Raw genomic sequence first — 25,746 nt, forward strand, 5'->3', positions numbered from 1 at the left:
GTCATCACCACATATCCAGGGGGATTCATGTCATCGATCCGGACACTGCTGACCAGCACCGCGGCCACGACGCTGGTGGTGCTGGGCAGCGGAGTCGCCGGCGCTGAGCCCGCGGTGCCGTCACCGCTGCCGATCAACAGCCTGCAGGCCCCGGGCCTGCCGGCCATGGAGACGCTGGGCCCGGCGATTCAGCAGGCGGCGGCGGATCCGTCCGGCGCCGCGTCGATGCTCATGGCCGCCGCCGCCGCGTTCGCCGGAAACGCGGCGGCACCGAGTGATTCGAAGAATGTGGCGGCAGCGGTGAACCAGTTCGTCGCCGAGCCGGCGGCTCATGTGCCCGCGGCCGGCGCCGGACCGGAAGCCCACCTGCCGCCCGGGGTGGACCCGGCCTACGCCGTCGGCCCGGTACCGGGGGCGGCGTCGATCGCCGCTCCCGCACCGGCTCCGGCACCCGCTGCCGCACCGGCGCCCGACGCCGCTGCGCTGGCCGCGCCGGCCCCGGCGCCCGACGCGGTGCCCGCACCCGCCCCGGCCCCAGCCCCCGGTCCCGCACCCGCGCCGGCCCCGGCAGGCGTGTTGAGCCCGGACGCGGCGACCAAGCAGGACTTCATGTATCCGTCGATCAGCAACGGCTGCCTGTCCGACGGCGGCAATGTGCTGGCGACCGCCATCTCGGTGGCCGGCCCGGCGGCGATCCCCACCCCCGGTCCGGGACCGGGCCAGACCGCCTATGTCTTCACCGCGGTCGGCACCCCCGGCCCCGCCGCGGAGCAGAAGCTCCCGCTGAACGTCACCTGGGTCAACCTGACGACCGGGAAGTCCGGGACCGCGACGCTGAAGCCGCGTGCGGACATGAATCCCGAAGGGCCGACCACGTTGACGGCGATCGTCGACACCGGTTCGGGCAGCATCATGTCGACGATCTTCGGTCAGGTGACCACGACCGAGAAGCAGTGCCAGTTCATGCCGACCATCGGCTCGACGGTGGTGCCGTAAGCCTGCAGAACCGCGACGGTGCATCCAGATTGCAAATCCGGCCCGACAAGCGATCTGGGTGCACCGTCGTCACATGAGCGGCCCGCTCAGTACGCCATGAACAGGATCATCTCGCGGTCGTACTCACGACCGGGATGCGCCTGCGCGAGGTGCTCCTGAGCCTTCTCCACCAGATCGTCCTCGTCGGCCCCGCTGATCGCTTCGCCGCACGGGCAATTCAGATGCGTCTTCGCCATGTGATCACCATCTCATATCCTGTGACTCAGGCCTTGGCCGCCTTTGCGGGCCAAATGGCTCAGGCCTGCTTCGCAGCCTTCGCGGCAGCCTTCATCTTCTTCTTGTACGCCCGAACCTCCTGCAGCGAACCGGCGTCCACCACATCGGCCACCGACATGTGCGTGCCGGCCTTGCCGTAATCACCCGCCGCGGCCCGCCAGCCCGCCGGCGTCACGCCGTACTGCTTCCCCAGCAGCGCCAGGAAGATCTTGGCCTTCTGCTCGCCGAAACCGGGCAGCCGCTTCAGCCGGCGCAGCACCTCGGCACCGTCGGGATCACCGGCGGTCCACAACGCCGTCACGTCGCCGTCGTAGTCGTCGACGATGGCCTGCGCCAGTGCCTGCACCCGCTTGGACATCGAGCCCGGAAAACGGTGGATCGCCGGGGTTTCCGAGCACAACGCGGTGAACTCATCCGGGTTGTACTCGGCGATCTGGCGGGCGTCGACGCCGCCGATGCGGTCGGCGATCTTCTTCGGCCCCGCGAACGCCGTCTCCATCGGGATCTGCTGGTCGAGCAGCATCCCGACCAGCAGCGCGAACGGGTTGGACTCGAGCAGGGCGTCGGCCTCGGGGTCTTGGACCAGCTGCAGGGTGGGCATCTGGTCAGTTTAAAGCGCGCCGCCGGGCCGGTGGAGTGTGCGAACGTGGACACGACAACCGTGGTCACACCCTTGGGAGACGAGATGAAACGCCTGGTGGCGCCCCTGCTGGCAGCGCTGGCCACCGCCCTCGCGCTGGCCGCACCGGCCGGCGCGATCCCGGACCAGGGCACGCCGGCGTTCGACGACTACATGCAAGGCCTGCAACGCAACGGCTACAACCTGAATCCCGACACCGCGTGGCGGGTGGCGCACCAGGCCTGTATCGGTGGCATCCCCGGCTACATCGGATTGGAACTGGCCGCCCAGGGCGTAATCGGCCCCGGCGCGCAGGAGCGGGTGATGGACGTGGCCAGGAAGTACGCCTGCCCGGTCCAGTAGTCCCGCCACGTCCGAAAACGATCCGTTCTATGTCCGGCCCCGTTGCCCTCGCGCTGGCCGCCGCCGCGGTGCTGGCGGCGATCGCCGCCGTGTTCGTCGTGCGCACCCGCCGGGTCGTGGCCACCCCCACCGAACGCGCCGTGCACACCGCCCTGCACACCGCATCGCTGGCGGCGCGGGCGCTGCGGCGCGGCCTGGACACCGAGTCCGCGCAGACGGCGGCACCCTTCCTGCGCGGGCTGACCGGCACCGACGGGGTGGCGCTGTTCGACGGTGACGGGGTGTTACTGGCCCGCGACGCCGCCCACGACGCGATCTGGCAGCCCGATATCGACGACGCCTGCGCCACCACGGCGCGCGATTCGGTGACCGCCGCCCGGCGGGTGCTGACCAACAACGGCACCACCGCCGTGGTGGCCCAGCCGCTGCTCGCCGAGAGCGGTGACGTGCTCGGTGCGCTCGTGGTGGTCGCGGCCGGCAATCCGGGTCCGGGCATGCTCGGCGCGATCGGTGAGGTGGCCCGGTACGCGGCCAGCCAGCTGGAGCTGGCCGAACTCGACGCGTCCCGGGCGCGCCTGGACCGGGCCGAGGTGCTGGCGTTGCGCGCGCAGATCAGCCCGCACTTCATCTACAACGCACTGAACACCATCGCATCCTTCGTGCGCACCGATCCCGACCGCGCCCGCGAATTGATCCTGGAATTCGCCGATTTCACCCGCTATTCGTTCCGGGCGGCCGGCCAGTACACCACCCTGGCCGAGGAACTGCGCAACATCGACCGATATCTGACGCTGGAACGAGCCCGGTTCGGGGCGACGCTGACGGTGCGGTTGCAGGTGGCACCCGAGGTGCTCAACGTCGTCGTGCCGTTCCTGGCGTTACAACCGTTGGTGGAGAACGCGGTCCGCCATGGCCTGGCCGGGCAGGGTGGCGGCTCGGTGGAGATCATCGCCCGCGACGCCGGGACCGACTGCGTCATCACCGTCGAAGACGACGGCACCGGAATGGATCCCGACACATTGCGGGCCGGGCACGGGGACGCGTTGGCAGAGCAGACACACCAGTCCGCACACGTGGGCTTGACGAATGTGGACCATCGGCTGCGTGCGGCGTTCGGCAACGACTACGGTCTGGTGGTCGAGACGGCACTCGGGGCGGGCACCAAGGTGATCATGCGGGTGCCGAAGTTCCGCTCCGGGGTGCGGGCCAGTGGAAGTGGGGTGGCGTGACTGCGAAGCTGACGGTGCTGGCCGTCGACGACGAGGCACCCGCCCTCGACGAGCTTGCCTACCTGCTCGGCCGCCATCCCGGTGTGGCAGAGGTATTCACCGCCGGGGACGCCACCTCGGCGCTGCGCGAACTCAACCGGCACACCATCGACGCGGTGTTCCTCGACATCAACATGCCGGGGCTGTCCGGGATCGAACTGGCCGGCATCCTGGCGAATTTCGCACACCGGCCCGCCGTGGTCTTCGTGACCGCCCATGACGACAAGGCCGTGGCGGCGTTCGACGTCGGCGCCACCGACTATCTGCTGAAACCGATCCGGCAGGACCGGCTCGACGAGGCCGTGCGCCGGGCCGCGACGGCCCACACCGCGACGGTACCGGGCGAGCAGGATTCCGATGTGATCCCGGCCGAACTCGGCGGCATCACCCAACTGGTGCCGCGCGACAGCATCGGCTGGGTGGAGGCCGAGGGCGACTACGCGCGCCTGCACTCGGCCACCGGGGCACACCTGGTCCGAATCCCGTTGAGCGTGTTGGAAACCCGGTGGGCCGACCACGGCTTCCAGCGCATCCACCGGTCGTACCTGGTGTCGCTGCGGCTGGTCACCGGCCTGCGCACGCAGGACGGCGCGGTGCTGGTCCGGTTGCGCGCCAACGGCACCTCCCCCGCCGTGGAGTTGCCGGTGAGCCGGCGGCAAGCTCGTGAACTGCGGGATCGGTTGGTCCGTGATCCGATGCGCAATCTGAAGCCCGCCGATGAGTGATCGACCTGAGGCTCCGCACCCGCGGCCCGCCGCGGGACCCAATGCGCGGCCCGCCGCGGGACCTAATGCGCGGCCCGCCGCGGAACGCCAGCGGGTGGTGCTCGCCCACCGGCGCGGCGCCCGGATGGTGCGCACCCGGGTGGAAGTCCAGGAGCAGACCCAGGTGGGTGACGCCCTGGTGCGCGGATTGGTGCGCGCCCAACTCGGTTTGGCGCTGCGGCTGAGCCTGGTCGTCATCGCCTCGGTCGCGGCGGCGGTGCTGCTGGCGCCGCACCTGGGCGCGCTGACGGTGCTCGGGATGCGACTGAACTGGCTGATCCTGGCGGTGCTGGTCTACCCGCTGCTCTACGGCGTCGGCCGGTTGTACGTCCGGCTCGCCGAACAGGCCGAGCGGGACTTCGTCCGCGTCGTCGACAGCGAACCATGACCGGCTCCCCACTGACGGCGGCCGCGCTGCTGGCCGCGGCGGTGGCCACCGTCGCCATCGGCGCCTATGGAGTCCGCTTGTCGCGCACCACCTCCGACTTCCTGGTGGCCTCCCGCAGCGTGGGCCCCCGCTGGAACGCGGCAGCCATCTCGGGCGAATATCTCTCGGCGGCATCGTTTCTCGGCGTGGCGGGATTGATCGCCAAGTACGGCGCCGACGCGCTGTGGTACCCGGTCGGCTTCACCGCGGGCTATCTGGGCCTGCTGTTGTTCGTCGCCGCCCCGTTGCGGCGCTCCGGCGCGTACACCGTGCCCGATTTCGCCGAGTTCCGGCTCGGTTCGGCGCGGCTGCGCAAGGTCGCGATGCTGGTCGTGGTGGTGATCTGCGTGTTCTACCTGGCACCGCAGTATCAGGGCGCCGGGCTCGCCCTGAAAACCCTTCTCGGCGTGCCGGTCTGGATTGGCCCGCTGCTGGTCGGCGGCATCGTCATCAGCAATGTGGTGGGCGGCGGCATGCGCTCGATCACCTTCGTGCAGGCGTTCCAATACTGGCTCAAGCTGACCGCCATCGCCATCCCGGCGCTGGCCCTGCTCGCGTTGTTCCTGCACGACCGCGCGGAACTCGGCGGCCCGCTTCCGCCGAGCGTGCAGCATGACACCACCGTCGCCATCGACACCGACGTGGTGGTGCAGGTGATCGACCCCGCCGGCATCACCGTCACCGGAGCGCTGGACGGGCGAGACGTGAACGCCGCCATTATCAATACCCCGGGTGACCACACCCTCGGCGCGGGCAGCACCCTGACCCTGGCCGCCGGCGCGGCCACCCCGGTGGTGGCCGGCACCCCGGGCACCGGCAGCGCGTGGATCGCCTCCGGCGGCGGACTGGGCGGCGGGCATCCGCTGTATCAGGTGGTGTCCATCATCGTCGCGACATTCCTAGGAACCATGGGCCTGCCGCATGTCCTGGTGCGCTTTTACACCAATCCCGACGGCCGCGCGGCCCGGCGCACGGCGCTGGCCGTCATCGCCATGCTGTCGGTGTTCTACCTGTTCCCCATTCTGCTGGGGGTGTTCTCCCGGTTGTACGTGCCACAGTTGTTGATCACCGGAACCGCCGACGCCGCAGTGCTGCTCGCGCCGGGCTCCACCGTCGGCGGGGTGGCGGGGCAGCTGTTGGGCGCCCTGGTGGCCGCCGGCGCGATCGCGGCGTTCCTCGCCACCTCGTCGGGTCTGCTGGTCAGCATCGCCGGTTCGCTGGCCACGGACGTGCTGCGCGGCCGGGTGCGGGATTTCCGGGTGGCCGCCGTGATCGGCGGGCTGATCCCGATTCCACTGTCGATGGTGGTGTCGGGCCTGGAGCTGTCCCGCAGTGTGGGCTTGGCCTTCGCCGTCGCGGCGTCGACGTTGTGTCCGCTTCTGGTGCTTGGCATCTGGTGGCGCGGACTGACCGCCACCGGTGCCGCGTGCGGGCTGATCACCGGCGGCGGCGTGTGTGGCGGCGCGGTCGTGGTGGCCATCGCCGGCGGCGTCGATGACGACGTGCTCGGTGGCTGGCCGGCGGTGATGGTCGGCTACCCCGCGGCCGTCAGCGTGCCGCTGGCCTTCGCCACCATGATCGTGGTCAGCCGGTTCACCCGGGCCACGCCGGATGTCGCGCGGATCTTCGCCCGCATGCACGTACCGGAGCGGCTGGGGATGGGTGTGGAGCGCGTGCCGAAAGACTAAGTGTTCCAGTCCCGGTTCAGCGCCTCGACCCGATCGATGTTGTCCTCCACCCAGGTTCGCAACAGCCCCAAGGGTTCCGACACGCTGATGCCGAGATCGGTCAACGTGTACTCCACCCGTGGCGGCACCTCGGCGTACACCGTCCGGTCCACCAAGGACGCCGCCTCCAACCGTCGCAGCGTCTGGGTGAGCATCTTGGCGCCCACGCCCGGCAGCTGCGCCTGCAACTCGGAGAACCGCACCGCACCGCGCTGTTCGAGTAACCCGATGATCAGCGCGGACCACTTGTTCGACAACAGGTCCAGCAGGGCCCGACAGGGGCAGCTGTCCGAATACACGTCGTGCTTGTCGTGATGCCCCGTCGGACACGGCCTGGCCATCGGACCCTCCTGAGCTGCATCGGTGTCATATCGAAAGTAACCGTCGTCAGGCTCAACCGCGGCGGATCGCCCTGAATTCCACTGATGTGCAATGCTTCCCCGCAGGAAAGTAACCGTCCTTGCACGACACCGGGGTGGTGGGTCTAGCCTCGCGCCCATGACCACCATGACCGCCATCGGAGCATTCACCGCCCTGCCCATCGACGACCCCGACGCCCTGCAGGATGTGCGGGTCGACGTTCCCGAGCTGCGCCCGCACGATGTGCTGGTCCGCGTGCACGCGGTCTCGGTCAACCCGGTCGACATCAAGCGGCGTCGTGGCCTGCAGCCATCGGCGACACCGACGATCCTCGGCTTCGATGCGGCCGGTGTCATCGAAGCCGTCGGTCCGCGGGTCAGCACCCTGGCCGTGGGTGACGAGGTGTGGTACGCCGGCGACGTCAGCAGGCCCGGCACCAACGCCGAGCTACACTCGGTGGACGAGCGCATCGTCTCCCGTAAACCGAAGTCCTTGTCCTTCAAGGATTCCGCCGCATTGCCGTTGACCACCATCACCGCATGGGAGGCACTGTTCGAGCGGTTCGGCTTGACCGCGGACTCCACCGGCGACCTGCTGGTGCTGGGTGCGGCCGGGGGCGTCGGCTCGGTCATGATCCAACTTGCCAAGAAACTGACCGCGGTCCGGGTGATCGCCACCGCCAGCCGAGACGACTCCCGGGACTGGGCGCTGCGCTTGGGCGCCGACGTGGTGATCGACCACCACGACCTGCAGAGGCAGGCGTTGGACGTCGCGCCCGACGGGATCGACTACGTGTTCTCTCCGCACTCGGCCGGCAACGTCGAGACGTACGCGGCGATCACCAAGCCGTTCGGGCACATCACCGCCATCGACGAGCCCGAGGGGCTGGAGTTGGTGGCCCTGAAACCCAAGAGCATCGCCTGGCATTGGGAGCTGATGTTCACCCGCGCGTTGTCTTCCTACGACATGATCGCCCAGCAGCGCCTGCTCGCCGCCGCCGCCGACCTGGTGGACCGGGGCGAGTTGCGCAGTACCATCACCACCGCGATCGACGATTTCAGCGCGGCGGGGCTGCGCGAGGCGCACCGGCTGGTCGAGTCGGGGCACATGATCGGAAAGGTGGTGGTGCACCGGTGACTGACCGGCAGGTCGACCTCGCGGTGATCGGGTTCGGCAAGGGCGGCAAGACACTGGCCGCCGCGCTCGGCCGCAAGGGCTGGCGGGTGGCGATGGTCGAGCAGTCCGCGCAGATGTACGGCGGCACCTGCATCAACATCGGCTGCGTCCCGACGAAATCGCTGGTCTACCGGTCCGAGCACCTGGACACCGGCACGGCGCACCCCGACGAGTACCGCCGCGCCGTGGCCGCGACCGCCGAGCTGACGGCCGGCCTGCGCGCGGTGAACTACACCATGATCGACGGCATCCCGACGGCCGAGGTGCTCACGGGCTCGGCCCGGTTCGTCGACGCGCACACCTTGGCGGTGAGCACCGCCGCGGGCGATGTCACGGTATCGGCGAAGTGGATGGTGATCGGAACCGGTTCGCGCCCAACACTTCCCGACATCCCGGGACTGGCCGCCTCACCTCGCGTACACACCAGCACCGACCTGCTGACCGAGCAGAACCTGCCCGCGCGACTGGTGGTGTTGGGCGGCGGTTACGTCGGTCTGGAGTTCGCCGCGATGTACGCCGCGTACGGCTCCGAGGTCACCGTGCTGGAGCGGCACACCCAGGTGCTGGCCCGCGAGGACGACGACATCGCGCAGGCGGCTCGGAACATCCTGCAGGACAAGGGCGTCCGGATCATCACCGGAGCACAGGTGACTGCGGTCGACGACGGTGCGGTCAGCTACCGGACCGAAGACGCCGCACACACCGTCGACGGCGACGCCATCCTGGTGGCGTTGGGCCGCGAACCCGTCACCGCCGAGCTGGACCTGGCGGCGGCCGGCGTGCGCACCACACCGTCGGGCGCCGTCGCGGTCGACGAGCACCTGCGCAGCAGCCAACCGCACATCTTCGCGATGGGCGACGTGAACGGCGGCCCGCAGTTCACCTACGTCTCGCTCGACGACTACCGCATCGTGCTCGACCAGCTGGTCGGCGACGGCACCCGCAGTACCGCCGACCGAAACGCCGTGCCCTACAACCTCTTCATCACCCCACCGTTGGGCCGGGTGGGCCTGACCGAACGCGAGGCCAGGGAGAAGGGGCTCGATATCAAGGTGGCGGCCATGGCGGTGGCCGATATGGCCACCGTGCCGCGGGCCCGCATCGTCGGCGAACCGCAGGGCCGGATGAAGGTGGTGGTGGACGCACAGACCGACCTGATCCTGGGCGCGGCGCTGCTCTGCTACGACGCCCACGAGGTGATCAACACCGTCGCGCTGGCAATGCGACACGGCATCACCGCCACCGCCCTGCGCGACTCGATCTACACCCACCCGTCCATGACCGAGGCGTTCAATCAGCTGCTGGGCAGCTTGTAGAGCGCCGGAAGCGGCAGTCGGCGCTTGTGCCGCCAGAAGCATCACGTCGCGGTATAGCGTCTCCCTGTGCAGGTCAGCGGTTATTCCGGCGACGACCGGTTGCCCAAGCTTCTCGGTCGTCGGGATGAGTGCGCGGTTCTCGATGGCATCGTCGCGGCTCTGCGCGGCGGTGAGAGCCGTGCATTGGTGCTCCGCGGTGAACCCGGGATCGGCAAGACCGCGCTGCTGAACCACCTGGCGAGTAACGCCGGCCCATGCCGAGTGGAGCGGACCACCGGCATCCAGTCGGAAATGGAATTCGCTTTCGCTGGGATCCATCAACTCTGTATGCCGTTGTTGGACCGCCTCGATGGTCTGCCCGCGCCACAACACGCAGCGCTGTCCACCGCCTTGGGAATGGCGGAAGGACCGGCACCGGACCGATTTCTCGTGGGGCTGGCTGTCCTCAACTTGTTCTCCAACGTCGCCGCCGACCGCCCCTTGCTCTGCCTGATCGATGACGAACAGTGGCTGGACCGGGCGTCGGCGCAGATCCTCGCATTCGTTGCCCGCCGATTGGGATCCGAGTCGGTGGGGATGGTCTTTGCCGCCAGACAACCCACTCAAGCCGTGGCCGGGCTGCCAACTTTGGTGATTCGAGGTTTGCGTGGACCCGATGCGAAGGCACTGCTCGATTCCGCGCTCACGGTTCCGGTGGACCCGCGGATCCGCCAGCAGATCATCGCCGAGACCCATGGCAATCCACTGGCATTACTGGAATTGCCCCGTGGGCTGAACCCCGACGAGTTGGCGGGCGGGTTCGGATTGCCGGGCGGCGTGCACTTACCAGCCGAGATGGAACAGACCTTCGGCTCCCGTATCCGGGCATTACCCGACGCCACGCGGCGCTTGCTGCTGCTGGCTGCAGCCGAACCGACCGGTGACTCCGCCCTGATTTGGCGGGCCGCCGGTGACGTCGGGGTGGCATCCGAGGAAGCCGCTCCCGCGATCGAAGCCGGGCTGGCGTCATTCGGTGGCCGGGTGAAGTTCCGCCATCCGTTGGTGCGTTCTGCGGCATATCGGTCAGCGTCGCTATCCGAGCGACAGCAGGCCCACCGCGCCCTGGCCACCGCCACCGACCCGGGATCAGACCCTGATCGACGCGCTTGGCACCTTGCTCATGCTGTTACCGGCCCAGACGAAACCGTCGCCGCAGAACTGGAAGCCTCCGCAGGCCGCGCACACGCCCGCGGCGGAATCAGCGCCACGGCAGCCTTCCTGGAGCGGGCTGCCATACTGTCGGTCGATTCCGCGAAACGCAGCGAACGGGCACTGGCAGCGGCATCGGCGAAAGTTCAGCTGGGCGCCTTCGACAGTGCCCAGGACCTGCTGACAATGGCAGAAGCGCAGCGCCCCAGCGATCTTCAACAAGCGCGAGGGGATCTCATCCGGGCGCATATCGCGTATATCTCCAACCATGGCCGCGACTCGCCGCCGCTGCTACTGAGCGCGGCCAAACGCCTGGAATCGATTGACGTCACCCTGTCCCGAGTCACCTACTTGGACGCGATGTTGGCTGCCATGTTCGCGGGTCGCCTCGCCGTCAACGCCAACGTTTTCGACGTCGCCCTCGCCGCGCAGACAGCACCCCGACCGGCCGGCACTCCCGACCGGCGGGATCACTTGCTGGATTGGCTGGTTCTGCATTACCGCCAGGGGTACGTCGCGGCCAGGCCCGCTCTGGGAGCCGTTCTCACAGCGTTCGACGACGGCTTATCACCTGACGAACAGCTCATCTGCGCGCTACTCTCGTCGTCGGCAGCCCACTTGGCCTGGGATGACGACCGTTTCGACCTGGCGACGAGGCGCCATGTCGACGTTGCCCGCCATCGCGGTGCGATCGGTGACATCCCGGTCGCGCTGAGTTCCCGCGCAACAGCGTTGTTGTTCTTCGGTGACCTCGCCGGTGCCGCGGCGGTGATCGATGAGCTCGAAGCCGCACAGGATGCGACCGGCAGCAGCCTCGCTCCGTACGCGGCGTTGGGCCTTGCCGCCCTGCGCGGTGACCGAGCACAGGCCATGGCACTCATCGAGGCGACGGTGGCCGAAGTGACGGCGCGGGGCGAGGGCAACGGTCTCACGGTGGCCTGGTGGGCTGAAGCGGTCCTGCACAACGGTTCCGGAGATTATCGCCGGGCTCTGGGCGCTGCCGAGCTGGCCGCACAGTTTCCGCCCGAATTGGCATCGGCGAATTGGGCGCTGCCCGAACTCGTCGAGGCGGCGGCCCGCGGCGGCGCCTCCGAGAAGGCAGCGGATGCGTTCACCCGATTGGAAGAGCTGACCGCCGCCAGCGGTACCGATTGGGCATTGGGACTCGGCGCGCGCTCAGCGGCACTGCTGCATCAGGGCGCGGACGCCGAGCGTCTCTACCTGGAGTCGATCGAACGGTTCGGTCGGACACGTGTTCGCGGGGATCTGGCTCGCGCGCACCTGCTCTACGGAGAATGGTTGCGGCGCGAACGGCGACGCGCGGATGCCCGAGAACATCTGCGCATTGCCCACACGATGTTCGTTTCGATGACGATGAGCGCATTCGCCGAGCGGACACAGCGTGAGTTGAGGGCGGTGGGTGACACGGCGATGCACGAACGAACCCCGTTCGATGCCGACCGGGGCCTCACCGCACAGGAGTCACAGGTCGCGCGGCTTGCCCGCGATGGATTGTCCAACGCCGAGATCGGAGCCCGGCTGTTCATCAGCGCCCGCACGGTGCAGTACCACCTCAGCAAGGTCTTCGCGAAGCTCGAGGTGAGCTCCCGCAGTCAGCTCGATCGCGCATTGCCGCCCGGGGACCAGACGTGACGAGCGGAGCCGCTACGACGCGCACCACGATGACGGCGAGACTGGTCACTGGACAGGACGGACACACCGACACTGTCCGGTTGGACTGTCCGATGGCGGATTCGCCCGCACCGCCTGACGACGACACTGGGTGAAGCTGTCCGCTGCGTCGGTCGACGCAGAAGGGCAGCCCTTTCCCACCCCTCACCGACGCCCGGGAGATGAGCATGACGGTATCCGCACTGGTGCCTCCTTTCACCGACGAGTCCGCGACCGCGAAAGTCCGCGCCGGCGAGAACCTCTGGAACACCCGCGATCCCCAGCGCGTCGCTCTGGGCTATACGCAGGACAGCTGGTGGCGAAACCGCTCCACCTTCCTTCGGGGCAGAGATCAGATCGTCGATTTCCTCGCGGGCAAATGGGCCTCCGAACACGACTACCGGCTGATCAAAGAACTCTGGGCGCACGGTGAGAGCCGTATTGCCGTCCGGTTCGCCTATGAGTATCACGACGAGACCGGCCAGTGGTTCCGCGCATACGGCAACGAGAACTGGGAGTTCGCTCCAGACGGCTTGATGAAGACCAGGCACGCCAGCATCAACGACGTCCGCATCACCGACTCTGCCCGCCTCTTCCACTGGGACAGTGCGGGGTCACGGCCCGCCGACCATCCTGGCCTCACGGAACTCGGGCTGTGATGAAACCGCACGCCCGGCTGATGAAAGCCGTCGGCCTCACCGAGTACGGCGGACCTGAGGTCCTCAAGCTGGTCGAAGTGCCGGTACCCGCAACCGGGGCACGGCAGATTCGCATCCGCGTGCATGCCGCCACGGTCAATCCGGGCGACACCTTGTTGCGCTCCGGAGACCTGGACGAACAGTTGCGCTCCGGGCCGTTGCGTCCGCCGTTCATCCCCGGCATGGAAGCCGCCGGCGTCGTGGACGAGATCGGACCCGAGGCGCGGACCGACCTGCACGTCGGTGACCGCGTGATGACCATCGTCATGCCGATTGACGCCACTGGCGGGGCGTACGCAGAGTACTTGGTGGTGGCCCCGGATCAAGTCACGCTCGCCCCCGCGGGCAGCGCCCACGCGGCTGCGGCGACATTGCCGATGAACGGTCTCACCGCGCGCCTCGCTCTGGACATGCTGAACCTGCACCCCGGCCAAACGCTTGCCGTCACGGGCGCGGCCGGCGCGGTGGGTGGGTACACCATCCAGCTGGCCAAGGCCGACGGGTTGCGCGTGATCGCCGACGCCGCCCCCGCCGACGAGACGCTGGTGGCGGACTTGGGCGCCGACCAGATCGTCACGCGCGGTCCCGGGGTGGGAGAACGCATCCGCCAGTGGTGGCCCGGCGGGGTCGACGCAGTTGTCGACGGTTCGTTGCAGGGGGTGGACGTGGTGCCCGCACTGCGCGACGGCGGACAACTCGCCACGGTCCGCGGCTGGGAACTGCGCGGCGGCCCGGACCCCCGTGCGGACCGCGATATCACCGTCCGGGAGGTCTTCGTCCCGGAGTACACCCACGCCCACGCCAAACTCGACGAGCTCCGCATGCTGGCCGAGAAAGGGCTGCTGACGTTGCGGGTGGGGCGAACCTATCCGGCTGCCGAGGCTGCCGAAGCCCATCGCGCCATCCAGTCCGGCGGCATCCGCGGCCGGATCGTGCTGACCTTCGACTGAATGAGTGCCACCGTGGACCTGATGAAGACGATGGGAGTCGACACCGCCGGAGCCGGCCCCGGCATCATGTCTGCCGCTGCCGCACACATTCAGGAAGTCGTGCATCCGGAGATCTACCACCACAGCGTCCGGACGTTTCTGCTCGGACGGCAGGCGGCCCTGCGGGATGGAGTGCCGAATCTCGACACCGAGGCACTGTGTCTCGCAGCGCTTTTCCATGACGCGGGGACGGCGGATCGGTACAACGGCCCCGCGCGGTTCGAGGTGGAGGGCGCCGATGCCGCCGCTGCGTTCCTGAGCCGGCACGGTTGGAGCGCCGCGAAGATCGACTCCGTCTGGGAAGCGATAGCCCTGCACACCACACCGGGCATTCCCCAGCGCCGGGGTCCCATAGCTCACTACCTACGCCGCGGTGTCGAGATCGAGTTCGGCCCAGCGGCGTTACGCGCCGCGTTTGCTTCTCCCATCGCGGAGGCAGAGAAGCGGTTTCCCCGCGACCGCCTAGAAGAGATCTTGCAGACCTTGGTCATCGAACAGGCTCTGCAACAACCGGCCAAAGCCCGCGCGCCGTCCTGGGCGGCAGATCTTGTCCGACAGCACCGACCGGGACATCCCGGAATCAATCCCGGCTTCTGATAGTTCGTCAAGAAGGCCGCGACAGTGAGGAAGACCATGACAGAAGCATTCGATTTCGACGCGATGAACCGTCAGGTGATCAGCGAGTTCCGGGCCAACGGCGGCACCGCGGGCGGCGTGTTCGAAGGCAAGCCGCTGGTGCTGGTGCACCACATCGGCGCGAAGTCCGGCAAGGAACGCATCGCTCCGCTGGTCCCCCTGATCGAGGGCGACCGCATCTACATCTTCGCCAGCAAGGGCGGCGCCGACACCAACCCCGACTGGTTCCACAACCTCGTCGCGCATCCCGAGGTGACCGTCGAGTGGAAGACCGAGACCTTCCCGGTGACGGCGCGGGTGCTCGAGGGCGCCGAGCGCGACGCCATCTATGCCAAGCAGACCGCCGTCGAGCCGCAGTTCGGTGACTACCAGCGCAACACCACGCGGGTGATTCCGGTGGTCGAGCTGGTCCGGCGTCCGGCGTAGCCCGCCGCTCACCGCCACCCACCGACCGTTCGGCGCACCGGCCAGAAGCTTCGGCGCCGCCCACACCCGTGTGACTCACATCTCATTTAGGTTCGACTTCAAGCTGGTTCACAGTCGACCTCAAGGAGTCACCGGTGCCCACAACCGACAGTCCGCCCGCCCCCACGGGCGCCGAGTTCCTGCACATGCAGGACAGTCCCGAGTTCCAGGAGTTGCGCAGCAAGCTGCGTCGGTTCGTCTTCCCGATGACGGCGTTCTTCCTCGTCTGGTACGGGCTGTACGTGGTGCTCGGCGCCTTCGCCCACGACTTCATGGCCACCAAGGTGTTCGGCAACGTCAACGTCGGGTTGCTGCTCGGCCTGGGGCAGTTCGTCACCACCTTCCTCATCACCGGCATCTACGTCCGGTTCGCCAACCGTGAGCTGGATCCGCGGGCCGCGGCCATCCGGTCCGAGCTGGAAGGCCCGGCGAAGTGACCACCCTTGTCGCCGCCGCCGACTCGGTGGGCAACCCGGTCGCCAATATCGCCATCTTCGGCCTGTTCGTCGCCGTCACCATGTACGTGGTGATCCGCGCCAGCGGCAACAACAAGTCCGCCGACCAGTTCTTCACCGGCGGCCGCGCCTTCTCCGGGCCGCAGAACGGCATCGCCATCGCCGGTGACTACCTGTCGGCGGCCAGCTTCCTGGGTATCGCCGGGGCCATCGCGGTGTACGGCTACGACGGGTTCCTGTACTCGATCGGCTTCCTGGTCGCCTGGCTGGTGGCCCTGCTGCTGGTGGCCGAACTGCTGCGCAACACCGGCCGGTTCACCATGGCCGACGTGCTGAGCTTCCGGCTCAAGCAACGCCCGGTCCGGCTGGCGGCCGCCACCACGACGTTGACGGTGTCGCTGTTCTACCTGCTGGCCCAGATGGCCGGCGCCGGCGGCCTGGTCGCCCTGCTGCTCAACGTGCACAGCAAGGCGGGCCAGTCGCTGGTGATCGCCGTCGTCGGCATCCTGATGATCGTCTACGTCCTGGTCGGCGGGATGAAGGGCACCACCTGGGTGCAGATCATCAAGGCCGTCCTGCTGATCACCGGCGCCGCCCTGATGACCGTCATGGTGCTGGCCAAGTTCGGGCTGAACTTCTCCGAGATCCTCGGTGCCGCCCAGTCCGCCGTCTCCGACGCCACCACCAAGGGCGTTGCCAGCCGTGACGTGCTCGCACCCGGCGCCCAGTACGGCGGGTCCACGGAATCGAAGATCAACTTCCTGTCGCTGGGTCTGGCGCTGGTGCTGGGCACCGCGGGCCTGCCGCACGTGCTGATGCGCTTCTACACCGTGCCCACCGCCAAGGAAGCCCGCCGCTCGGTGGTGTGGGCGATCGCCCTCATCGGCGCCTTCTACCTGTTCACCCTGGTGCTGGGTTACGGCGCCGCCGCGATCGTCGGGCCGGACCGCATCCTGTCCGCGGCCGGCGGGCAGAACTCGGCGGCCCCGCTGCTGGCCCTGGAACTGGGGGGCGTGGTGCTGCTCGGCATCATCTCGGCGGTGGCGTTCGCCACCATCCTGGCGGTGGTGGCCGGCCTGACCATCACGGCCTCGGCGTCGTTCGCCCACGACGTGTACGCGTCGGTGCTCAAGGGCCACAAAGTAACCGAAGAGGAGCAGGTCAAGGTCTCCCGGATCACCGCGGTGGTGCTCGGGCTGGTGGCCATCGGGCTGGGCATCCTGGCCAACGGGCAGAACATCGCCTTCCTGGTGGCACTGGCCTTCGCGGTGGCCGCCGCGGCCAACCTGCCCACCATCGTGTACTCGCTGTACTGGCGCCGGTTCAACACCCGCGGCGCGCTGTGGAGCATGTACGGCGGGCTGATCTCGACCATCGTGCTGATCGTCTTCTCCCCCGCTGTTTCGGGCTCGAAGACGGCGATGATCCCGGGTGCGGATTTCGCGTGGTTCCCGCTGGCCAATCCCGGCATCGTGTCCATCCCGCTGGCCTTCCTGCTGGGCATCGTCGGCACCCTGACCTCGTCCGACCGGGGCAATCCGGAGGTCAACGCCGAGATGGAGGTGCGTTCGCTCACCGGTGTCGGCGCCGAGAAGGCCGTCATGCACTGAATCGGGTATGGATTACCCATGGCGGCGGCGGCGTTGTTCACCCGAGTGAGCACCCGCCGCCGTCTGGCCTTTCCGCTGCTGGCCTTCGCGTTCGCCGCCGTCATGCTCGGCACCACGTTGCCGACGCCGATGTACGCGCTGTACGCGGACGAGATGCACTTCGCGGTGCTGACCACCACCATCGTGTTCGCGGCCTACGCCGTCGGGGTGCTGGGCGCGTTGCTCGTCTTCGGCCGCTGGTCCGATGCGATCGGTCGGCGCCCGGTTCTGCTGGGTGGCATCGTCTTCGCGCTGGCCAGTGCCGTGGTGTTCATCTTCGCCGACAGCGTTGCGGTGCTGCTGGTGGGACGGCTGCTGTCGGGGCTGTCGGCGGGTGTCTTCACCGGGACGGCCACCGCGGCCGTCGTCGAGGCGCTGCCCGCCGCCGAGCGGGAGCGGGCCGCCACGGTCGCGACCATCGCCAACGTCGGTGGGCTGGGCAGCGGACCGGTGCTGGCCGGGCTGCTGGTGCAGTACGTCCCGCACCCGCTGGTGGTGCCGTTCGTCGTGCACATCGTGCTGATGGGGCTGGCGCTGGTGGCGGTGCTGATCGCCCCGGAAACCTCCGATCGCACCGGCCGGATCGGGTTCCAGCGGCTGTCCATTCCCGCCGAGGCGCGCGCCGTGTTTCTGACCGCCGCGACCGCGGCGTTCGCCGGTTTCGCGGTGATGGGGTTGTTCACCTCGGTAGCGCCGGCGTTCGTGGCCAACGTGGCGGGCATCGGCAACCACGCCGTCGGCGGCGCGGTCGCGGCGTCGATCTTCGTCGCCTCGGCGCTGGCACAGCTGCTCGGCCGGCGGATCCCCCCGGCGCGTGCGGTCGCGGCGGGGTGCGCCATCCTGGTGCTCGGTATGGCGATACTGGCTGTGGCGCTGCGACTTTCGTCACTGGCCGGCATCCTGGTGGCGGCGTTGATCGCCGGTACCGGGCAGGGCATCAGCTTCAGCCGCGGGCTGGCCGCCGTCGTCGAGCAGGTTCCGGCCGACCGCCGCGCCGAGGTCAGCTCGACCTATTTCGTGGTCGCGTATGTGGCGATCTCGCTGCCCGTGGTGGGCGCGGGATTGGCCGCGCACGAATGGGGGCTGCGTACCGCCGGCGAGGTGTTCGCCATGGCCGTCGGGGTGCTGGCCGCACTGTGCTTCGCCGCGATCCTGGTGCAGGAGCGCCGGGCCACCGCCGCCAACGTGTGATGATGTGAGTGGTTCTACTCAGGCGGCGCCGGTGAGCGCGGCTTAGCGTCGAGCCATGCCCGTGACCGCGTTTCCCTCCGTCGCCGAGGTCGCCAGCGCCACCCCGCCCGACCGCGACCGCGCCATCGACGTCATTCGCATCGGCTCCCTGCTCGGCGTGATCGCCGGGCACACCCTGATGGCCACCAGCATCATCACCGACGAGGTGTTCCACTGGGACAACCTGCTCACCACCTCGGTCGTCTTCCAGGCACTCACCTGGGTGTTCCAGATCATGCCGCTGTTCTTCTTCGCCGGCGTAGCCGCGACGGTGCAGACATATCACGGCAATTGGGGCGGCTGGCTGTTGAAGCGCTGCACCCGGTTGTACCGACCGGTGTTCTATTACCTGGCGTTCTGGGCAGTCGCCCTGACGGTGCTGCACCGCACGATGCCCGTGCACGTCTACGAACCGATCGCCGGCATCTCGACCCAATTGCTGTGGTTCTTGGGCGCGTATGTCCTTGTGCTCGCGGCCGTTCCGCTGCTGGCCCGGGTCACCAGCACCGCCCGGCTGGCCGGTGCGGTGGTGCTGGGCTACGGGTTCGTCGCGGTGGTCGACGCGGTGCGCCTCGCCGATCCGGGGCTGGGCTGCCTGGGCTATGCGAACCTGTCGGTATGGCTGCTGCCGGGCCTGTTCGGCGTGGCCTACCGGCGCGGCCTGCTGCGCCCGCCGGGTGCCGCCGTGCTGGGTGTGATGATGCTGGCCGCCAATATGGCGCTGCTGCGGTTCGGGCCGTACGAGCTGAGCCTGGTGGGCATCGAGGGACAACACCTGAAGAACATGACGCCACCGTCGCTGCTACTGGCTGGGCACGCAATCATGATGTGCGCCTTCGCGATCGCCGCGGCGCCCGCGCTCACGCGGTGGGCCACCCGACCCCGGGTGTGGTGGCTGACGGTGATCGGCAACAGCGGGGCGATGACGCTGTACCTGTGGCACATGCCGGCGCTGCTGGGCATGCATCTGGCGTTCGACCGTCTCGGCCTGCCGCGTTATCCCGGGCAACCGCATTTCGTCGCCCTGAGCATCGCCCAACTGGTGATCATGGCCGCTGTGGTCGCCGCCCTCTTCGTCGCGCTGCGCCCGCTGGAGAACGCTCCGCTGCCCTGCTGGGACGGCGGCGCGGTCACCGCCGCGCGCAGCACCGTGGTGGGCATGTTGCTCTGCGTCGCCGGTGCCGCGACCCTGGCCTCGGTCGGCTGGGGACTGAAGGGCCCTGGCGTGTGGTGCGTGGCGGCGCTGCTCGCCGCGCTGGCGGCGGCGCGCAGCCTGGCGCGTTAACCGCTCTTGCGGCGGAACTCCCGGCGGTTCTCCACGGCGCCGTGGGCGCGGGACTGCTTGCGACCGCCGTCGGTGTGCGACGCACCCGCCGACGATTGCGCCTTCTTTCGTTCCAACGCCTCCCGGAACTTGCGCTTGGTGTCGTCCTCTTCCGGTTTCTCGGCCATGTGGTCAGCCTAAACGACTCAGCGCAGACCCGGCGGCATCCCGTACAGATGGGAGACGGGGATGGTAAGCAGCACCCTGCGGTCGTCGACCATCGCCCTGCGGTAATCGTCCCAGTCCGGGTGTTCACCGGCGATGTTGCGGTACAAGGCAATCAGCGCCTCGACGGTGTCGTCGTGCGGATCGGCCGCCGGCGGGGTCAGGATGGCGTTGCCCTCGGCAACCGCGTACGCCCATCCGTCGTCCGAGCTGACATGCAGCGACGCCCGCGGGTCGCGCCGAAGATTGCGGGTCTTGGCCCGCGGCTCGGTGATCGACACCTGGAGCGCGACGGCCCGCGGGTCGAAGTGATACGACACGTTGGACAGCTGTGGCCGGCCGTCGGACTTGATGGTCGCCAGCACCCCCAGCGAGTTCCCGCTGATCAGCGCCAACAGCTTGTCATCGAAAACCAAACGGCCCATGCGACGAGGGTACGTCGATACCATCGAGACGATGACCGCTCTGCCCAGGATTGCCCCGCCGCCGGTGCGGAACCCCGGCCCGTGACGCGTTATGCCGCCTTCCTGCGCGGCGTCAACGTCGGCGGGGTGAACCTGAAGATGGCCGAGGTGGCCAGGGTGTTCACCGACGCCGGCTTCGGCGATGTCAAGACGGTGCTGGCCAGTGGAAATGTGTTGCTGGACAGCAACTCCGGGGTAGAGAAGGTACGCAGTACGGCGGAGGCCGCGTTACGGAAGGCGTTCGGATACGACGCCTGGGTGCTGGCCTACGACCTGGACACGCTGCGCGACATCAGCGCCGGATACCCGTTCGAACGCGAGGTGCCCGAGCACCACTCCTATGTCACCTTCGTCAGCGACGACGCGGTGCTCGACGAGCTCGCCGGCCTGGCGGCCGATGCCGGCGAGACGGCCGCGCGCGGGGCCGGTGTCCTGTACTGGCAGGTCGCCCGTTCGGCGACGCTGGACTCCGCGATCGGCAAGACCATGGGCAAGAAGCGCTACAAGTCGTCGACCACCACCCGCAACCTGCGCACGCTGGACAAAGTGCTGCGCTGACCCGGGCGTGGGTAGATTCGGCTCCGTGACTTCGGAGAAGATCGACGGCTCGGCACTGACCGGGGTGTCCGAGACGGCGCTGTTGACGTTGCAGGTCCGCGCCAACGAGGCCCGCAGGCCCGATGCCATCCTCGACGATCCGGTGGCGATCGACCTCGTCGACGCCATCGACTTCGACTTCGCCAAGTTCGGCCCGTCCCGGCGCCAGGACATGGCGCTGCGCGCGCTCACCTTCGACGCCGCCACCCGCGACTACCTCCGCGATCATCCGGCCGCCACCGTCGTCGCCCTCGCCGAGGGGCTGCAGACCAGTTTCTACCGCATCGACGCCTCCGACGTCGGCGACCGGTTCCGTTGGCTCACCGTCGATCTGCCGCCGATCGTGGCGCTGCGCGAGAGTCTGCTACCGCCGTCGGACCGGGTCCGGGCGTGCGCACAATCGGCACTGGACTACAGCTGGATGGATGAGGTCGGAGCCGCGGCGACATCGAGCTCGGACTCCGACGACGGTGTCTTCATCACCGCGGAGGGGCTGTTGATGTACCTGCAGCCCGACGAGGCGCTCGGCTTGATCGCCGCCTGCGCGCAGCGGTTCCCCGGTGGGCAGATGATGTTCGACCTGCCGCCGCATTGGTTCGCCTGGGGTTCGCGCAACGGCCTGCTGCGGCCGTCGTTGCGCTACCGGGTTCCGCCGATGCCGTTCAGCCTGTCGGTCGCCCAGGCGGCGGAGCTGGCCGCCACGATTCCCGGTGTCCGCGCCGTGCATGATGTCCCGCTGCAGCCGGGACGCGGCCGGGTGGTGAACACCTTGATCTGGGCCGCGCACCGGCTTCCACTGCTGAACTCGGTGCGCGGAGTGGTCATCTTGCTGGAGTTCGGCTGACCCGGCCGCGGGCCGCGTTCTGACCGATCACCGTCACCAGGCGGCGGATGAGGCCGGGAGCCAGGTCGTGGCCCATCCCCGGGATCGTGAGATGGCGGGCAGCCGGGATCGCGGCCGCGGTGGCGGCGCCACCGCTGGGATGCACGATCCGGTCCCGGTCGCCGTGCACGACCAGTGTCGGGGCGGTGATCCGGCCGAGTTCGGCGGTACGGTCGCCGGATTTGAAGATCGCGTTGATCTGGCGCGCCACCCCGGCGCCGGCACAGGGACCCGGTCCGCGCTCCCACGCACCGCCGGCGTAGTCGGCCGCCGCCTCGACATCCAGCGGGAAGCCCCTGCCGGCAAGATGTTTCATCATCGCGACGTGTCGATCGATGAACGCCTGCTTGGTCCGTGGCGGCCGCTTGGCCAACAACGCCAACGTGGAAAGGGCCGGCTGCCCGACGTCCGGCGCTCCGGTCGTCGAGAAGATGGAGGTCAGGGTCAGCACCCGGTCGGGATACCGGGCGGCGACCGTCTGGGCGATCATGCCGCCCATCGACATCCCCACCAGGTGCGCCCGATCGATGTCGAGGTGGTCGAGCAGGGCGATGACGTCGGCGGCCATGTCGCCCAGGTCGTAGCCGTCTGCGCGGGGGCGGCGAGTGAGCTGGCGCAGCGTACCGGGCGGCGCGGTGGTAGCCCAGGTGGACCGCCCGACGTCGCGGTTGTCCAGCCTGATGACGCGGAAGCCCTGCCCGGTCAGCCCGTCGACCATCTCCGCCGGCCAGGAGGTGAGATCCAGCGTGAGACCGGCGATGAGCACCAGCGGCTGTCCCATCGGATCGCCGTCGACGCGGTAGCAGACCCGGTTCCCACCCGGGCGCACACAGTACCGATCGGTCATCGAGCGGCGACGGGTTCGGTTGCCGCGACGCGCGTGCTGAACCGCAGGTTCGGGTCGGTCACCGGCCCGTTGCGCAGCGTTTCGGCGTCGGCCGTGTAGTTCATCGTCATCTGCCAGGGGCCGTTCGCCCCTTGGCGGGGCAGCTCGGCGGCGCTGCGGCTGATATAGCCGGCGCCGAAGTCGATCAGCGGCAGCGTCGTCATGGCCGGGTCGCTGAATTCCGGGCGGACCGCGTCGAAACCGTTGGCGTCCATGTAGGACAGCAACCGGCAGAAGTGCTCGCACAGCAGCCCGACCTTGAGCGTCCACGACGAGTTGGTGTAGCCGAACGCGAAGGCGAAATTGGGCACGCCGGAAAGCATGATGCCCTTGTAGGCCACGGTTTCCGCGGGGTTCACCGGCACCCCGTCCACGGTGAGCCGCATCCCGCCGAACAGCTGGACCTGCAAACCCGTTGCGGTGACGATGATGTCGGCCTCCAGCTCACGGCCGGACTCCAGTGCGATACCGCGCTCGGTGAAGGTGGCGATCCGGTCGGTGACCACCGAGGCGCTGCCGTCGCCGAGCACCTTGAACAGGTCGCCGTCGGGCACCGCGCACAGCCGCTGATCCCACGGGTTGTAGCTCGGGTTGAAGTGCTCGTCGACCGGGTAGCCGGCGGGCAACTGTTTGGTGTTGATGTACCGGATCAGCTTGCGGGCGGCCCGCGGGTACTTCTGGCAGAAGACGTAGACCGAGCGCTGTTTGAGGATGTTCTTGCGCCGGGTGAGGGCGTAGCCGCGTTTGTCACCCAACAGTTTCTTGGCGGTGTTGGCGAAGCCGTCCTTGGCCGGGACCGGCATCACGTAGGTGGGTGAGCGCTGCAGCATGGTGACGTGTCCGGCGGTCGGCGCCATCGCCGGGATCAGTGTCACCGCGGTGGCGCCGCTGCCGATCACCACGACCTTCTTGCCGGTGTAGTCCAGGTCGTGCGGCCAGTGCTGCGGATGCACCACCTGGCCGGTGAACCGCTCGCGGCCGGGGAACTCCGGGGTGTAGCCCTGGTCGTAGCGGTAGTAGCCGCCGGCGCAGAACAGCCAGTTGGCCGAGATCTGGATCAGCTCGCCGTCCCGCTCGATGTCGACCACCCAGCGCGAGTCCGCGCTGTGCCATGCCGCGGCGATCACCTTGTGGTGGAACCGGATCCGGCGGTCGATCCCGTTCTCGGCCACCGTCTCGCGCAGGTAGGCCAGGATCTTGTCGGCGGTGGCGATGGCATGCTCGTCGCGCCACGGCTTGAACTCGTACCCGAAGGTGTGCAGGTCGGAGTCCGACCGGATGCCCGGATAGCGGAACAGGTCCCACGTGCCGCCGGTGGCGCCGCGCGCCTCGATGATGGCGTAGCTGCGGCCCGGGTGCTCCCGCTGCAGATAGTAGGCAGCGCCGATACCCGAGATGCCGGCGCCGACGATCAGCACGTCGAGGTGTTCGGTGTGAGTCATGTCTCCATGGTCCCCGGGCGTACCGGGCCACCCTAGGCCAAAATGCCTCACATTTCCGGTGCTGATGTGCAGTTTGCACCACATCGGTAGGCTGGCCGGGTGGAGTGGAAGGCGCCGTCGCCACGGGTTCGCGAGCTGATCCGGCACTGCGCCCAGATCGTCGTCAACCCCCGGCCGGAATGGCTCGACGAATTCGACGCCGCGGTGCTGGCCGCCAGCCCGATGATCGCCGCCGATCCCGAGCTGGCCGCGGCGGTCAGCCGCAGCAACCGCGCCAACCTGTACTTCTGGGCGACCGCCAACGTGCGTGACCCCGGCGCCCCCGTGCCGCCCAATACCGGGCCCGAGCCGCTGGCCATCGCCCGCGAGCTGGTGCGTCGCGGCATCAACGCGTTCCCCTCGGACGCCTACCGAGTCGGCGAGGGCGTCGCCTGGCGCCGCCTGATGGAGATCGCCTTCGAGCTCACCTCCGATGCGGCCGAATTGCACGAGTTGCTGCAGATCTGTTCCCTGTCCATCAGCACGTTCATCGAGGCGACGCTGCAGGGGATCGACGCCCAGATCGAGCTGGAGCGCGACGAACTCACCCTGGGCACACACGCCGAGCGGCGGGAGACGGTCGCACTGCTGCTCGACGGGGCGCCCATCCCCCACCGGCGAGCGGAGGCCCGCCTCGGTTACGCGCTGACGGGCGCCCATACCGCGGCGGTGATCTGGAGCGTGCGGTCCGACGGGGATCTGTCCGTGTTGGACGGGGTCGCCGAGGCGTTCGGACAGGCGTGCGGCAGCCCGCGGGTGCTCAGCGTGCCGGCCAGCACCGCCACCCGGTGGGTGTGGGCGCCGGGTTCGGGTGGAACCGACATCGCCGCCCTGCTCCAGATGGTGCGCGCCGCTCCCGATATCCGCGTGGCGATCGGCCCGACGGCTGACGGTATCGACGGTTTCCGGCGCAGCCATTTCGACGCCATCACCACTCAGCAGATGATGGCGCGCCTGCACTCACCGCAGCAGCTGGCGTTGTTCACCGACATCCAGTTGGTCGCTTTGATCACCGCCGACGCGGATCGGGCCGCGGAGTTCGTGCACCGGGTGCTCGGCGACTTCGAGTCCGCGAGCCCCGAACTGCACGACACCGTGCGCGTCTTCGTGACCGAGCAGTGCAATGCCTCACGCGCGGCGGCCCGGCTGTACACGCACCGCAACACGCTGCTGCGCAGGCTGGCCCGCGCCGACGAGCTGTTGCCCCGCCCGCTGGCCGAGTGCAGCGTCGACGTCGCCGTCGCGCTGGACGTGCTGCGCTGGCGTGGGCCTTAGCGGTCAGTCGAAGACGGCGTCGAGGTAGCGCAGCGCCTCGGCCTTGCCCAGGCCCACCTGGCGGGCGGCCTCGGCGAACGCGTGCGCGGCCGTCGCCATCGCGGCATCCGCCGGATCCACCCGAGCCACGAATGTGCCGAAACGGCCCCGAGTTTCGAGAACTCCCGCGGTCTCCAGTTCCCGGTACGCCCGCGCGACGGTGTTGACCGCCAGCCCCACCTGCCCGGCCAGATCGCGCACCGTCGGCAACCGTGTTCCCGGCTCCAGCCGCCCGTCCCGAACCCCATCAATGATCTGGGTGCGCAGCTGGTCGAACAATGGGCTTGCCCCCTGCGCGTCCAACCTGACCCAATCCCCCAACCCGGCCATGTGCCCAGTATTGCCCACACCGGCTACTT

The 25,746-nt window shown here is 68.8% G+C and carries 28 protein-coding genes; 20 read left to right on the forward strand and 8 right to left on the reverse strand.

The genetic code is table 11. The features are described 5' to 3' along the window. The first annotated feature begins 27 nt into the window (after positions 1–27). Positions 28–996 (forward strand): Rv1157c family protein, encoded by a 969-nt coding sequence (locus tag BN977_RS07265; protein WP_036396897.1) that lies wholly within the window; start codon positions 28–30, stop codon positions 994–996. 86 nt (positions 997–1,082) lie between these two features. Here BN977_RS07265 and BN977_RS31765 read toward each other — a convergent pair whose 3' ends face one another. Both BN977_RS31765 and BN977_RS07270 read right to left on the reverse strand, forming a co-directional pair. Further along, on the reverse strand, positions 1,083–1,232 hold the full coding sequence (locus tag BN977_RS31765) for a DUF1059 domain-containing protein (RefSeq protein WP_084172435.1): 150 nt from the start codon (positions 1,230–1,232) through the stop codon (positions 1,083–1,085). Positions 1,233–1,291: 59 nt separating this feature from the next. Next, positions 1,292–1,873, reverse strand: a complete 582-nt coding sequence (locus BN977_RS07270) for an HhH-GPD-type base excision DNA repair protein (RefSeq protein WP_036396898.1) — start codon at positions 1,871–1,873, stop codon at positions 1,292–1,294. 84 nt (positions 1,874–1,957) lie between these two features. Between BN977_RS07270 and BN977_RS07275 the strand changes: the two genes are divergently transcribed. The 5 genes from BN977_RS07275 to BN977_RS07295 all read left to right on the forward strand — a co-directional run bounded on the left by BN977_RS07275 (position 1,958) and on the right by BN977_RS07295 (position 6,401). Next, positions 1,958–2,254: a DUF732 domain-containing protein gene (locus BN977_RS07275; RefSeq protein ID WP_024455784.1), complete on the forward strand. Its 297-nt coding sequence runs from the start codon at positions 1,958–1,960 to the stop codon at positions 2,252–2,254. Positions 2,255–2,283: 29 nt separating this feature from the next. Beyond that, positions 2,284–3,483, forward strand: coding sequence for a sensor histidine kinase (locus tag BN977_RS07280; protein WP_036396900.1), 1,200 nt, complete (start codon positions 2,284–2,286; stop codon positions 3,481–3,483). Then, positions 3,480–4,247, forward strand: a complete 768-nt coding sequence (locus tag BN977_RS07285) for a LytR/AlgR family response regulator transcription factor (protein WP_036396901.1) — start codon at positions 3,480–3,482, stop codon at positions 4,245–4,247. Before BN977_RS07280 ends, BN977_RS07285 begins: the two co-directional genes overlap by 4 nt. Positions 4,248–4,371: 124 nt before the next feature. After that, positions 4,372–4,674 (forward strand): hypothetical protein, encoded by a 303-nt coding sequence (locus BN977_RS07290; RefSeq protein ID WP_036396903.1) that lies wholly within the window; start codon positions 4,372–4,374, stop codon positions 4,672–4,674. Further along, positions 4,671–6,401: a sodium/solute symporter gene (locus BN977_RS07295; RefSeq protein WP_036396904.1), complete on the forward strand. Its 1,731-nt coding sequence runs from the start codon at positions 4,671–4,673 to the stop codon at positions 6,399–6,401. The genes BN977_RS07290 and BN977_RS07295 overlap by 4 nt, the downstream gene beginning before the upstream one ends. Here BN977_RS07295 and BN977_RS07300 read toward each other — a convergent pair. Then, entirely contained in the window at positions 6,398–6,781 is a 384-nt protein-coding gene (locus BN977_RS07300) for a winged helix-turn-helix transcriptional regulator (RefSeq protein ID WP_036396905.1), read from the reverse strand. The genes BN977_RS07295 and BN977_RS07300 overlap by 4 nt on opposite strands. Positions 6,782–6,938: 157 nt before the next feature. On the opposite strand from BN977_RS07300, the gene BN977_RS07305 reads away from it, so the two are divergent. The 11 genes from BN977_RS07305 to BN977_RS07355 all read left to right on the forward strand — a co-directional run bounded on the left by BN977_RS07305 (position 6,939) and on the right by BN977_RS07355 (position 19,558). Further along, positions 6,939–7,937: a zinc-binding alcohol dehydrogenase family protein gene (locus BN977_RS07305; protein WP_036396906.1), complete on the forward strand. Its 999-nt coding sequence runs from the start codon at positions 6,939–6,941 to the stop codon at positions 7,935–7,937. Beyond that, the gene (locus BN977_RS07310) at positions 7,934–9,292 is read left to right on the forward strand and encodes an FAD-dependent oxidoreductase (RefSeq protein ID WP_036396907.1); all 1,359 of its coding nucleotides are present in this window, start codon (positions 7,934–7,936) and stop codon (positions 9,290–9,292) included. The genes BN977_RS07305 and BN977_RS07310 overlap by 4 nt, the downstream gene beginning before the upstream one ends. Positions 9,293–9,358: 66 nt before the next feature. Next, positions 9,359–12,133 carry a helix-turn-helix transcriptional regulator gene (locus BN977_RS07315; protein WP_084172436.1) on the forward strand — a complete coding sequence of 925 codons (2,775 nt, stop codon included), beginning with the start codon at positions 9,359–9,361 and terminating at the stop codon, positions 12,131–12,133. A 206-nt stretch (positions 12,134–12,339) separates the two neighbouring features. Further along, on the forward strand, positions 12,340–12,810 hold the full coding sequence (locus BN977_RS07320; RefSeq protein WP_036398622.1) for a nuclear transport factor 2 family protein: 471 nt from the start codon (positions 12,340–12,342) through the stop codon (positions 12,808–12,810). A gap of 20 nt (positions 12,811–12,830) precedes the next feature. Beyond that, entirely contained in the window at positions 12,831–13,799 is a 969-nt protein-coding gene (locus tag BN977_RS07325) for an NADP-dependent oxidoreductase (protein ID WP_036398624.1), read from the forward strand. Beyond that, positions 13,800–14,435: an HD domain-containing protein gene (locus BN977_RS07330; protein ID WP_234709516.1), complete on the forward strand. Its 636-nt coding sequence runs from the start codon at positions 13,800–13,802 to the stop codon at positions 14,433–14,435. Between the two features lie 36 nt (positions 14,436–14,471). Continuing rightward, the gene (locus BN977_RS07335) at positions 14,472–14,900 is read left to right on the forward strand and encodes a nitroreductase/quinone reductase family protein (RefSeq protein ID WP_036396908.1); all 429 of its coding nucleotides are present in this window, start codon (positions 14,472–14,474) and stop codon (positions 14,898–14,900) included. A 134-nt stretch (positions 14,901–15,034) separates the two neighbouring features. Further along, on the forward strand, positions 15,035–15,376 hold the full coding sequence (locus BN977_RS07340; protein ID WP_024451462.1) for a DUF485 domain-containing protein: 342 nt from the start codon (positions 15,035–15,037) through the stop codon (positions 15,374–15,376). Next, positions 15,373–17,004, forward strand: coding sequence for a monocarboxylic acid transporter (locus BN977_RS07345; protein ID WP_024451461.1), 1,632 nt, complete (start codon positions 15,373–15,375; stop codon positions 17,002–17,004). Before BN977_RS07340 ends, BN977_RS07345 begins: the two co-directional genes overlap by 4 nt. Before the next feature lie 18 nt (positions 17,005–17,022). Continuing rightward, on the forward strand, positions 17,023–18,234 hold the full coding sequence (locus BN977_RS07350; protein WP_051561134.1) for an MFS transporter: 1,212 nt from the start codon (positions 17,023–17,025) through the stop codon (positions 18,232–18,234). Between the two features lie 55 nt (positions 18,235–18,289). Continuing rightward, positions 18,290–19,558 carry an acyltransferase family protein gene (locus tag BN977_RS07355; protein ID WP_024451459.1) on the forward strand — a complete coding sequence of 423 codons (1,269 nt, stop codon included), beginning with the start codon at positions 18,290–18,292 and terminating at the stop codon, positions 19,556–19,558. Here the strand turns inward: BN977_RS07355 and BN977_RS32295 are convergent. Together BN977_RS32295 and BN977_RS07360 are read right to left on the reverse strand one after the other, a co-directional pair. Continuing rightward, positions 19,555–19,725, reverse strand: coding sequence for a DUF5302 domain-containing protein (locus BN977_RS32295; RefSeq protein WP_109790092.1), 171 nt, complete (start codon positions 19,723–19,725; stop codon positions 19,555–19,557). The genes BN977_RS07355 and BN977_RS32295 overlap by 4 nt on opposite strands. Positions 19,726–19,743: 18 nt before the next feature. After that, complete coding sequence (locus BN977_RS07360) at positions 19,744–20,187, reverse strand: PPOX class F420-dependent oxidoreductase (RefSeq protein WP_024451458.1); 444 nt, start codon at positions 20,185–20,187, stop codon at positions 19,744–19,746. Between the two features lie 81 nt (positions 20,188–20,268). Between BN977_RS07360 and BN977_RS07365 the strand changes: the two genes are divergently transcribed. Together BN977_RS07365 and BN977_RS07370 are read left to right on the forward strand one after the other, a co-directional pair. Then, positions 20,269–20,784 (forward strand): DUF1697 domain-containing protein, encoded by a 516-nt coding sequence (locus tag BN977_RS07365; protein ID WP_036396912.1) that lies wholly within the window; start codon positions 20,269–20,271, stop codon positions 20,782–20,784. A 25-nt stretch (positions 20,785–20,809) separates the two neighbouring features. Continuing rightward, entirely contained in the window at positions 20,810–21,667 is an 858-nt protein-coding gene (locus tag BN977_RS07370; protein ID WP_036396915.1) for a class I SAM-dependent methyltransferase, read from the forward strand. On the opposite strand, the gene BN977_RS07375 is transcribed toward BN977_RS07370, so the two are convergent. Both BN977_RS07375 and BN977_RS07380 read right to left on the reverse strand, forming a co-directional pair. Then, complete coding sequence (locus BN977_RS07375; protein WP_234709517.1) at positions 21,645–22,487, reverse strand: alpha/beta fold hydrolase; 843 nt, start codon at positions 22,485–22,487, stop codon at positions 21,645–21,647. The genes BN977_RS07370 and BN977_RS07375 overlap by 23 nt on opposite strands. 62 nt (positions 22,488–22,549) lie before the next feature. Further along, on the reverse strand, positions 22,550–24,034 hold the full coding sequence (locus BN977_RS07380) for a flavin-containing monooxygenase (protein ID WP_036396920.1): 1,485 nt from the start codon (positions 24,032–24,034) through the stop codon (positions 22,550–22,552). A 99-nt stretch (positions 24,035–24,133) separates the two neighbouring features. On the opposite strand from BN977_RS07380, the gene BN977_RS07385 reads away from it, so the two are divergent. Beyond that, positions 24,134–25,348 (forward strand): Rv1453 family transcriptional regulator, encoded by a 1,215-nt coding sequence (locus tag BN977_RS07385; protein ID WP_036396922.1) that lies wholly within the window; start codon positions 24,134–24,136, stop codon positions 25,346–25,348. A gap of 3 nt (positions 25,349–25,351) precedes the next feature. Here BN977_RS07385 and BN977_RS07390 read toward each other — a convergent pair whose 3' ends face one another. Next, positions 25,352–25,717, reverse strand: a complete 366-nt coding sequence (locus BN977_RS07390; protein WP_024451452.1) for an Rv1152 family transcriptional regulator — start codon at positions 25,715–25,717, stop codon at positions 25,352–25,354. Between the last annotated feature and the right edge of the window lie 29 nt (positions 25,718–25,746).

This window comes from Mycolicibacterium cosmeticum, assembly GCF_000613185.1.
Lineage (GTDB): Bacteria > Actinomycetota > Actinomycetes > Mycobacteriales > Mycobacteriaceae > Mycobacterium > Mycobacterium cosmeticum.

Coding starts and splice junctions, on each gene's coding strand:
- BN977_RS07265 (WP_036396897.1), top strand. CDS start 28: ATGTCATCGATCCGGACACTGCTGACCAGCACCGCGGCCACGACGCTG.
- BN977_RS31765 (WP_084172435.1), bottom strand. CDS start 1,232: ATGGCGAAGACGCATCTGAATTGCCCGTGCGGCGAAGCGATCAGCGGG.
- BN977_RS07270 (WP_036396898.1), bottom strand. CDS start 1,873: ATGCCCACCCTGCAGCTGGTCCAAGACCCCGAGGCCGACGCCCTGCTC.
- BN977_RS07275 (WP_024455784.1), top strand. CDS start 1,958: ATGAAACGCCTGGTGGCGCCCCTGCTGGCAGCGCTGGCCACCGCCCTC.
- BN977_RS07280 (WP_036396900.1), top strand. CDS start 2,284: ATGTCCGGCCCCGTTGCCCTCGCGCTGGCCGCCGCCGCGGTGCTGGCG.
- BN977_RS07290 (WP_036396903.1), top strand. CDS start 4,372: ATGGTGCGCACCCGGGTGGAAGTCCAGGAGCAGACCCAGGTGGGTGAC.
- BN977_RS07295 (WP_036396904.1), top strand. CDS start 4,671: ATGACCGGCTCCCCACTGACGGCGGCCGCGCTGCTGGCCGCGGCGGTG.
- BN977_RS07300 (WP_036396905.1), bottom strand. CDS start 6,781: ATGGCCAGGCCGTGTCCGACGGGGCATCACGACAAGCACGACGTGTAT.
- BN977_RS07305 (WP_036396906.1), top strand. CDS start 6,939: ATGACCACCATGACCGCCATCGGAGCATTCACCGCCCTGCCCATCGAC.
- BN977_RS07320 (WP_036398622.1), top strand. CDS start 12,340: ATGACGGTATCCGCACTGGTGCCTCCTTTCACCGACGAGTCCGCGACC.
- BN977_RS07325 (WP_036398624.1), top strand. CDS start 12,831: ATGAAAGCCGTCGGCCTCACCGAGTACGGCGGACCTGAGGTCCTCAAG.
- BN977_RS07330 (WP_234709516.1), top strand. CDS start 13,800: ATGAGTGCCACCGTGGACCTGATGAAGACGATGGGAGTCGACACCGCC.
- BN977_RS07335 (WP_036396908.1), top strand. CDS start 14,472: ATGACAGAAGCATTCGATTTCGACGCGATGAACCGTCAGGTGATCAGC.
- BN977_RS07350 (WP_051561134.1), top strand. CDS start 17,023: ATGGCGGCGGCGGCGTTGTTCACCCGAGTGAGCACCCGCCGCCGTCTG.
- BN977_RS07355 (WP_024451459.1), top strand. CDS start 18,290: ATGCCCGTGACCGCGTTTCCCTCCGTCGCCGAGGTCGCCAGCGCCACC.
- BN977_RS32295 (WP_109790092.1), bottom strand. CDS start 19,725: ATGGCCGAGAAACCGGAAGAGGACGACACCAAGCGCAAGTTCCGGGAG.
- BN977_RS07360 (WP_024451458.1), bottom strand. CDS start 20,187: ATGGGCCGTTTGGTTTTCGATGACAAGCTGTTGGCGCTGATCAGCGGG.
- BN977_RS07375 (WP_234709517.1), bottom strand. CDS start 22,487: ATGGGACAGCCGCTGGTGCTCATCGCCGGTCTCACGCTGGATCTCACC.
- BN977_RS07380 (WP_036396920.1), bottom strand. CDS start 24,034: ATGACTCACACCGAACACCTCGACGTGCTGATCGTCGGCGCCGGCATC.
- BN977_RS07390 (WP_024451452.1), bottom strand. CDS start 25,717: ATGGCCGGGTTGGGGGATTGGGTCAGGTTGGACGCGCAGGGGGCAAGC.